Origin of the sequence: Accumulibacter sp., assembly GCF_031732815.1 — a bacterium.
Classification (GTDB): Bacteria; Pseudomonadota; Gammaproteobacteria; order Burkholderiales; family Rhodocyclaceae; genus Accumulibacter.
In genome coordinates this window covers 1-8,782 of sequence record NZ_JAVMKF010000034.1, presented here as the reverse complement: position 1 = coordinate 8,782, position 8,782 = coordinate 1, and the positions used below count along the sequence as shown (strand labels likewise).

The following is an 8,782-nucleotide window of genomic DNA, read 5'->3' as shown; positions in this document are numbered from 1 at the left end:
AAAAAGTGCGCGGATTATGCACGAAAATTGGATGCTGTGCACGTTCTGCCTGCTTCGACCACACAAACCGCCTGATCGGAGGACGATTCATGCGTGCTCGCCTCGCCGAGCAACGCTCGAAGGCAAGCGGCGTTCTGCTAAGATTGGCGCTGATCGACTGGGGTCGCTACACGCTGAAAGGATGAAGCATGCGTTTGGATGATCAGGAGCAAAGCCGGAACGTCGAGGACCGGCGAGGCGGCGGCGGTATCAGCATGGGGCGCGGCAGCGTCGGCATTGGCACCTTGGTCATTGCTCTCGCCGCCGGCTACTTCTTCGGGATCGATCCATCGGTGATTCTCGGCCTGGCCTCGAATTCGCCCAGTTCGTCGGGGCAAGGGCGCCCGGCGGCGCGACCGCCGGCCAACGACGAAATGGGGGTCTTCGTGGCGAAAGTGCTTGGCAGCACCGAAGGCACCTGGCAAGCGGTGTTTGCCGAAGCGGGGAAGCGCTACCAGGAACCGAGGCTGGTTCTGTTCAGCGGCACGACGCCGACCGCCTGCGGTACCGGGCAATCGGCCATGGGCCCTTTCTATTGTCCATCCGATCAAAAGGTCTATATCGACCTCTCGTTTTACCGTGATCTGCGTGAGCGTTTTCACGCCCCGGGCGAGTTCGCGCAGGCTTACGTGATTGCACACGAAGTCGGCCACCACGTGCAGAACCTGCTTGGTATTTCTGAAAAGGTTCACCGGGCGCAGCAAGGCAGTGGCAACCAGGCAGCCGCCAACGCGCTGTCGGTGCGACTGGAACTGCAGGCTGACTGCTTTGCCGGCGTCTGGGGACACCGGGCGGACAGCATGAAAAAAATCCTCGAACCCGGGGAAGCCGAACAGGCGCTGACCGCTGCCTCGGCGATCGGCGATGACCGCCTGCAACGGCAGACGCGCGGCCAGATCGTCCCGGAATCCTTCACGCATGGTTCGTCCGAGCAGCGTGTTCGCTGGTTCAAGCGCGGAATGGAAACCGGCGACGTACGCCAGTGCGATACCTTCTCGGCCGCGACGCTGTAGCGCGGCCCGCCGGCACGCTGACGATGCGAGCACGTCCAGCTTCGTTCGCTCAGCGCGTGCTCCTGGCGCTGGCGCTGGCCCTGGCGCTGGCCGCTCCAGCCGCGGCCTCGCTGCCACGCGCGGCCAACGTGCCCGGGGGAGTCGCCCGGGTTGCACTCGGCGCGCTCGTCTCGGACGCCGAGCGACCGCGCGCCTGGCTCGGCGAACACGAGGTCCTGGTTGCCGCCGACGGGGATGAATGGGTTGCGCTCGTTGGCCTGGCGCTTGACACGCCAGTCGCCATGCACGAACTGCGCGTGGTCGACGCCAGCGGCCTGCAGCGCAGCGTGCGCTTCCCGGTCGTCGCCAAACGCTACCCCGAACAGCGCATCACGCTCAAGGATACCGGCAAGGTGCAGTTGTCGGCGAGCGACCTGGCGCGCGTCGAAGCTGAGATGAAGACCATCCAGGTACTCAAACGGCATTGGCGTTCAGTGTCCGACACCGACACCGACTTCGCCCTCCCCGCCGAAGGGCGGCTGACTGGACGTTTCGGCGTGCGCCGCTATTTCAACGGCGAAGCGCGTTCGCCACACGCCGGTTTCGATATCGCAGTACCGACGGGTTCGCCGGTCAAGGCCAACGCGCGTGGCACGGTGCTCGCCACGGGTGAGTTCTTTTTCAACGGCAAAACCGTATTTATCGACCACGGCAACGGCCTGCTCAGCATGTACTGTCACCTCGAGCGGCTTGACGTATCACCTGGCGACCCGGTCAACAAGCGGCAGGTGATCGGACGTTCGGGCATGACCGGGCGCGCAACCGGACCGCACCTGCACTGGAGCGTGATCCTGAACGGCGCCATGGTCGACCCCTGGTTGTTCGTCTCGACCGACCGCCGGACGCCGTAACACAGCGTAGCCGGCAGCGCTCGCGGTAAGCGTTCAGGGCGGATCCTGACGGTCGCTGCCGATGCCGAGTTGACGCAAGCGCGAGGTCTGCGCATGCTGCGCGCGATGCGGACAGTCGGTCTTGCTGCACTCGGCGAACAGATGGAGTGCGTGCGCACGGATGCGAAAACCGCGCTCGCTGGCAACGTGCGCTTGCCGACGTTCGATCTCGCTATCGTAGAACTCCTCGACGCGGCCGCAGTCGATACAGACAAGGTGATCGTGATGCTCGCCGGCACTCAACTCGAACACCGCTTTTCCCGCTTCAAAATAGTGGCGATCAAGCAACCCGGCATGTTCGAACTGCGTCAGGACACGGTAGACCGTAGCCAGACCGATGTCGAGGTTTTCGGCCAGCAACAAGCGATACACATCTTCCGCCGAGAGGTGGCGGATCTCGCTCTTCTCGAACAGGGCGAGGATCTTGAGGCGCGGCAGCGTGGCTTTCAACCCGATGGTCTTGAGGTTCTCGGAACTGCTCATCAGCTTGCCTCGAGCGACTGGCAATGAAAAAGGGGGTTTTCGGTTATGATATACCTTCAGCGGCTGGCAATGCGGAGCCGGCGGGTCGCAGCGATTTTACCGCTCATCGCCACCCACCAGCCCCCGGCGAGCGCTGCGCTGGTGCGCCGACCAGGCGACCAGACGGATTTGTCATACCATTTCAGAATCAGAACCTGGGCTTTCGCGCGATTTGAACAAAGTGATCTTCTTGCGACTCGCTGGTACGGCGCTGCTTGCCGGCTTGCTGGCAGGGTGCTCGACGGTGCCGCGTATCGTCAACGAATACCGCATCGATGTCCAGCAGGGCAATGTCCTTAGCCAAGAAATGGTTTCGCAGTTGCGCCCAGGTCTGAGCAAGGATCAGGTGCGATTCATTCTTGGCACACCGATCCTGGTGGACATCTTCCACGCCAATCGCTGGGACTACGTCTATTGGCTCAAGAAGGGGGCGACCGGTGCAGTCGAGCAGCGTCGATTGTCTGCCTTCTTCGACGGCGAAGGCAGACTGCTTCGCGTCACTGGCGATGTCACAGCAGCAGAGAGGAGCGATCAGCTTTTTCTCGTCGAGAGCCGCACTCGCGAACTTGACCTGGGCAGCCTCGATATGGACGGGCAGACGGCTGCGCGGCCCCCTGAAGGGAAGGGTTTTTTCAGCAAGGTCATGGATTTTTTTGGGCTCTAGCCATGCATGGGTTGAGAATTGCCGTCGCCGGTGCCGGCGGTCGTATGGGACAAATGCTGATTGAAGCGACGCTGCGCGACGCGCAAGCGAGGCTGGTCGGCGCCTTCGATTGCGCCGACTCGCCGGCCCTGGGTCGAAACGCCGGCGAAATGGTCGGCCTGCCGTCGAGCGTCGTCGTAGACAGCGACGCAGAAGCGGCGATTTCCCGGGCGAGTTGCCTGATCGACTTCACCCGACCGGAAGGCACGCTGCAACATCTCGAGTTCTGCCGCCGGCACGGCGTGGCCATCGTCATTGGAACGACTGGTTTCGATGGCGCAGGCAAGAAGGCCATCAGCCGCGCAGCAAGCGACATTCCGATCGTTTTCGCGCCAAACATGAGCGTCGGCGTCAACGTCGTGCTCAGACTGCTCGAAACGGCAGCGCACATCTTGCACGACGGTTACGACGTCGAGATCGTCGAGGCGCACCATCGGCACAAGGTGGATGCGCCGTCGGGAACAGCCTTGCGCATGGGCGAGGTGATTGCCCAGGCGCTGGCGCGCGACCTGGGGCAGTGCGCTGTTTACGCTCGCCAAGGCGTGACCGGCGAGCGTTCGCCAACATCGATCGGCTTCGCCACCGTACGCGGCGGCGATATCGTGGGCGACCACAACGTAATGTTCTGCGGTCTGGGTGAACGCGTCGAGATTGGCCACAAGGCGAGCAGCCGCTTACCCTACGCACTCGGCAGCCTGCGCGCAGCGCGTTTTCTTGCCGACCGAACGGCAGGCCTGTTCGACATGCAGGATGTGCTCGGCCTGCGCTGACGCCTTGCGCGCCGCCTGAGCGCGCCGGTACTGCTGGTGAAAGCCCATTTCCTTGCCCGACAGTTGGCCGGCGTGCTCGGCGATGACCCGGAGAACGCACTCGGACAGTTGATTCGCTCGCTGGCCATGCACGATTCCGAAGCGGGCGTACGCCTCACGCGGATTCTTGAGGCGGCCGACGACCTGCTCGCCCGCTACGCCCGATTGCACAGCGTGCAGGCCGACCTGTCCGGCGATGCGTTCTCCGACTGGCACCTGGACAGCGGGCGCATCGAGTCAGGACGCCGCTGGAAGAAGCTGCTCGCATTTGCCGAGGACGAGGTCCCCGACACCATCGTCGCCTGGCGCCGCCTGGCGCACCCGGAAGACCTCAGACGCTTTGATGCCGCCGTCGCTGCCCACAACCAGAACGCTTCGGCCGTCTTCCAGACGACCTGCCGTCTGCAGACCAAGAGCACGGCCTGGAAATGGTTGTTGGTCAAGGGGCGTATCGCCGCCCGTAATGAGCGCGGGGAACCATCAAGGCTGCTCATCCTGCAACGCGACATCACTGATTTCAAGCAGGCCGAAGAGGCCGCGCTGGTCGCCAAGGAATCGGCCGAAGCCGCGAACCGCGCACGCGGCACCTTCCTCGCCAACATGAGCCACGAGATTCGAACGCCAATGAACGGCATCATCGGGATGACCGACCTGGCCCTCGATACCCGCCTCGATCCCGAACAGAGGCACTATCTGAAGACGGTCAAGTCGTCCGCGGAATCGCTGCTGGCGATCGTGAACGATATTCTCGACTTTTCGAAGATCGAAGCCGGCAAGCTGCATTTCGAGGAAGTCCCGTTTGCCCTCCCCAGCCTGGTTTTCGAGGTCGCACGTGGGCAGGCAGTGACCGCGCACCGCAAGGGTCTGGAACTGATCGTCACGCTGGCGCCAGACCTTCCGCCCAGGGCGATTGGTGATCCGGCGCGCCTGCGTCAGGTGCTCGCCAATCTGGTCGGCAACGCAATCAAGTTCACCCAGTCGGGTGACATCCAGGTTTCCGCTACGCTTGACAGCAGTGCGGCGACTGCCGCCGTTCTCCGCTTCACCGTGCGCGACACCGGTATCGGCATTCCGCTGGCCCGGCAAGACGCCATTTTTGATGCGTTTTCTCAGGCCGACGAGTCGACCACCCGGCGTTTTGGCGGCACCGGACTCGGCCTGACCATTTGCACGCACCTCGTCCAGTTGATGGGCGGCCGACTCTGGCTGGAGAGCATCGAGGGACAGGGTTCAAGTTTCTACTTCACTTGTCGGGTGGGCGTCGAACCGGCGGTGGCGAACCCACGCCGAAGCGAGCGTTACCGCGGTCAACGCGCCTTGCTGCTCGTCGGGCACCCGATCGTCGCCCGACAGCTGGCTGAGGTCCTGCAGGAGATCGGCGTCGAAACGTCGATCGCTGGTGACCCACCGGCCGCACCGACGGCCATTGAAACGGCTCGGGCAAGCGGGCAGCCGTACGATTACCTTCTCGTCGACGCTTCGATGCGCGCACCCGCCGGTCTGGCGCTCACCGAAGCATGGCGAAGCGGTTCATGCCGCGAGAAGCTGATCGTCCTGTTGACCACCGAGCAACAGCGCCAGGATCTTGAGCGTCTGCGCAACCTGCCGGGCGTCACGCATCTCGTCAAGCCGATTGCGCCGGAAGACCTGCTCGCTGCGCTGCGGCTCGTTGCCGGCGCCAGCGATAGCCAAGCTATCCTCGCTCCGTTCGACTTCGATGCGCGCCTGGTGGACGAGCAACGGCGCAGCCTCGAAGTCCTGCTGGTCGAGGACAATCCGGTCAACCAGGAACTGGCGCGCCGCCTGCTCGAGAAGCGTGGCTACCGGATCACCCTGGCCAATAACGGAGAAGAGGCAGTCGAGTACTTTGAGCAGAAGAAGTTCGATCTCATCCTGATGGACATGCAGATGCCGGTGATGGGCGGGATCGAGGCGACGGAGTCGATTCGTGCGCGCGAAATGCGGCGCAGTTGGGTGATTTCCGATCAGTTCACCTCGGTCTGCATCATCGCGATGACCGCCAATGCGATGGAGGGCGACCGCGACCGCTGCCTGCGTGCCGGGATGAACGACTATGTCGCCAAGCCAATCAAGGCGCAGGAACTCTATGCCGTGATCGATCGCTCGCTCGGCCAGGACAGCAGCCCGGGGGCAGCGCTCGCCTCTCCCGAGAGTCTTCTCTCGGCCACCTCGCTCGATCTCGGCGCGGCTGCTCGCGATCTGGGCGACAACGATCTACTGCTGACCATGGCGCGCATGCTGCTCGCAGAATGGGATCAGCATCTGGCGCGCATCCGTTCCAACCTGCGCGCCAAGGACGCAGCGCAACTCTCGCTCGCCGCGCATACCCTGAAGAGCCTGCTCGCCATGTTCCACGCCGAGAAGGCGAGACGGTTTGCGCTCGATCTCGAGCGCAGCGCAAGACCGCTCGACGGCGAGGTGGACTGGCCGCGCTGCGAACACCTGAGCGCCGTCCTGAGTCAGGAGATGAGCCGCCTCAAACCGGAAATCGAGCGCTTCGTACGCGGCGGCATGGCCCACTGAGCGGGCACGCCGAGGTGCACCGGGAGCGCTCGGTGGCCGGCCAGAGCACCCGCCTGGCCAAGGGCAAAGTGTCCAACAGGACGCGCTGCTCGGGTATAATCCGCCAGCTTGCCACGATCCGAGCGGGAGGACCATGCGGTCTTCCCGCTTTTATTGTGTGTGCACAAAATCGGGCAGGCAAGGCATTCAATCGCGGTATCAACAGGAGTCTTGCGTGTCCTTGTTACCCACACTTGCGCCTGCGCTTCTTGCCTTGGCCGACGGCACGGTATTCCAGGGCCAGTCGCTTGGTGCGGAAGGCTACACCAGTGGTGAGGTTGTCTTCAACACGGCGATGACCGGCTACCAGGAGATCCTTACTGATCCCTCGTACTGCCGCCAGATCGTCACCCTCACCTATCCGCACATTGGCAATGTCGGTTGCAACGCGGAAGACTTCGAATCACGCGCCAACTACGCGGCGGGCCTGATCATTCGCGACCTGCCGGTACGCGCGGCAAGCTGGCGCATGGAGCAGACACTGCCGGCTTACCTGCAGGCGCACGGAATGGTCGCGATCGCCGGAATCGATACGCGCAGCTTGACGCGCATCCTGCGCGAACAAGGTGCGCAAGCCGGCTGCATCATGGCCGGCGAAATCGATGCGCAGCGGGCGATCGAGCAGGCGCGCGCTTTCCCCGGACTGGCTGGAATGGATCTCGCCAAAGTCGTCAGTGTGGCTGCGCCTTACGAGTGGAGCGAAGGAGAATGGGGGCTCGGCGATGGTTACCGTCCGCCGCCGCCGGCACAGAAGCATGTCGTCGCCTACGATTTCGGAGTCAAGCACAACATCCTGCGCATGCTGGCTGCGCGCGGCTGTCGGGTGACTGTCGTGCCGGCGCAGACTTCCGCCGCCGAAGCCCTTGCCTACCAACCCGATGGCGTGTTTCTGTCGAATGGCCCAGGCGACCCGGAACCCTGTGACTACGCGATCGCGGCGATTCGCCAGATTCTTGCCCAGCGCGTTCCGGTCTTCGGAATCTGCCTCGGCCACCAGCTGCTGGCGCTCGCTTCCGGCGCGCGCACGGTCAAGATGAAGTTTGGCCACCATGGCGCCAACCACCCGGTCAAGGAGCTGCCCAGCGGGCAGGTCCTGATCACCAGCCAGAACCACGGCTTCGCGGTCGACAGCCAGACGCTGCCCGACACCCTCGTGCCGACCCACGTTTCGCTGTTCGACGGATCGCTACAGGGAATCGCGCGCACCGACGTGCCGGCGTTTTCGTTTCAGGGGCATCCGGAAGCCAGCCCCGGACCGCACGACATCGCCAGGCTGTTCGACCGCTTCGTCAAGATGATGCAAGACCACAGGGCAACCTATGCCTAAGCGTACAGACATTCAGAGCATTCTGATCATCGGCGCAGGACCGATCGTCATCGGCCAGGCCTGTGAGTTCGACTATTCCGGGGCGCAGGCGTGCAAGGCGCTGCGTGAAGAAGGGTATCGCGTCATCCTGGTCAACTCCAACCCGGCGACGATCATGACCGATCCGGAAATGGCGCATGTCACGTATATCGAGCCGATCACCTGGAAGGTGGTGGAGAAGATCATCGCGCGCGAGCGCCCGGACGCGCTGCTGCCGACGATGGGCGGACAGACGGCACTCAATTGCGCGCTCGATCTCGCCCGACACGGCATACTCGAGCGCTACGGCGTCGAAATGATTGGCGCCACGCGCGAAGCCATAGACAAAGCAGAGGACAGAGAAAAATTCAAGGCGGCGATGACGCGCATCGGCCTGCATTCGGCGCGCTCGGCAGTCGCCCACTCAATGGAGGAGGCACTGCAGGTCCAGGCGATGATCGGCTACCCGGCGATCATTCGCCCCTCGTTCACCATGGGCGGCTCGGGCGGCGGAATTGCCTACAATCAGGAAGAGTTCGTCGACATCTGCCGGCGCGGTCTGGAAGCCAGCCCCACCAGCGAACTGCTGATCGAAGAATCGCTGATCGGCTGGAAAGAGTTCGAGATGGAGGTCGTCCGTGACCGCAACGACAACTGCATCATCGTCTGTTCGATCGAGAACCTCGACCCGATGGGCGTGCACACCGGCGATTCCATCACCGTCGCGCCGGCGCAGACGCTGACCGACAAGGAATACCAGATTATGCGCAACGCGGCCATCGCCGTGCTGCGCGAGATCGGCGTCGATACCGGCGGCTCGAATGTGCAGTTCGCCATCT

The 8,782-nt window shown here is 63.4% G+C and carries 7 protein-coding genes and 1 pseudogene; 7 read left to right on the top strand and 1 reads right to left on the bottom strand.

Going from position 1 to position 8,782, the window contains the following annotated elements:
* Positions 1–188 precede the first annotated feature (188 nt).
* Together RKP46_RS02915 and RKP46_RS02910 are read left to right on the top strand one after the other, a co-directional pair.
* Complete coding sequence (locus tag RKP46_RS02915) at positions 189–1,052, top strand: neutral zinc metallopeptidase (protein ID WP_311105237.1); 864 nt, start codon at positions 189–191, stop codon at positions 1,050–1,052.
* A gap of 23 nt (positions 1,053–1,075) precedes the next feature.
* Positions 1,076–1,942, top strand: a complete 867-nt coding sequence (locus RKP46_RS02910) for a peptidoglycan DD-metalloendopeptidase family protein (RefSeq protein ID WP_311105236.1) — start codon at positions 1,076–1,078, stop codon at positions 1,940–1,942.
* Between the two features lie 33 nt (positions 1,943–1,975).
* Here the strand turns inward: RKP46_RS02910 and fur are convergent, their stop codons facing one another.
* Positions 1,976–2,464, bottom strand: a complete 489-nt coding sequence (gene fur / locus RKP46_RS02905) for a ferric iron uptake transcriptional regulator (RefSeq protein WP_311105235.1) — start codon at positions 2,462–2,464, stop codon at positions 1,976–1,978.
* 283 nt (positions 2,465–2,747) lie between these two features.
* Between fur and RKP46_RS02900 the strand changes: the two genes are divergently transcribed.
* The 5 genes and pseudogenes from RKP46_RS02900 to carB form a co-directional block, all read left to right on the top strand.
* Positions 2,748–3,167 (top strand): outer membrane protein assembly factor BamE, encoded by a 420-nt coding sequence (locus tag RKP46_RS02900; protein WP_311105234.1) that lies wholly within the window; start codon positions 2,748–2,750, stop codon positions 3,165–3,167.
* Between the two features lie 2 nt (positions 3,168–3,169).
* On the top strand, positions 3,170–3,976 hold the full coding sequence (gene dapB / locus RKP46_RS02895) for a 4-hydroxy-tetrahydrodipicolinate reductase (protein WP_311105233.1): 807 nt from the start codon (positions 3,170–3,172) through the stop codon (positions 3,974–3,976).
* Between the two features lie 36 nt (positions 3,977–4,012).
* Entirely contained in the window at positions 4,013–6,559 is a 2,547-nt protein-coding gene (locus tag RKP46_RS02890; RefSeq protein WP_311105232.1) for a response regulator, read from the top strand.
* Positions 6,560–6,773: 214 nt separating this feature from the next.
* The gene (gene carA / locus RKP46_RS02885; protein WP_311105231.1) at positions 6,774–7,925 is read left to right on the top strand and encodes a glutamine-hydrolyzing carbamoyl-phosphate synthase small subunit; all 1,152 of its coding nucleotides are present in this window, start codon (positions 6,774–6,776) and stop codon (positions 7,923–7,925) included.
* Positions 7,918–8,782: pseudogene (carB, locus tag RKP46_RS02880) on the top strand (carbamoyl phosphate synthase large subunit); the annotation flags it as partial. The gene carA and the pseudogene carB, both read left to right, overlap by 8 nt.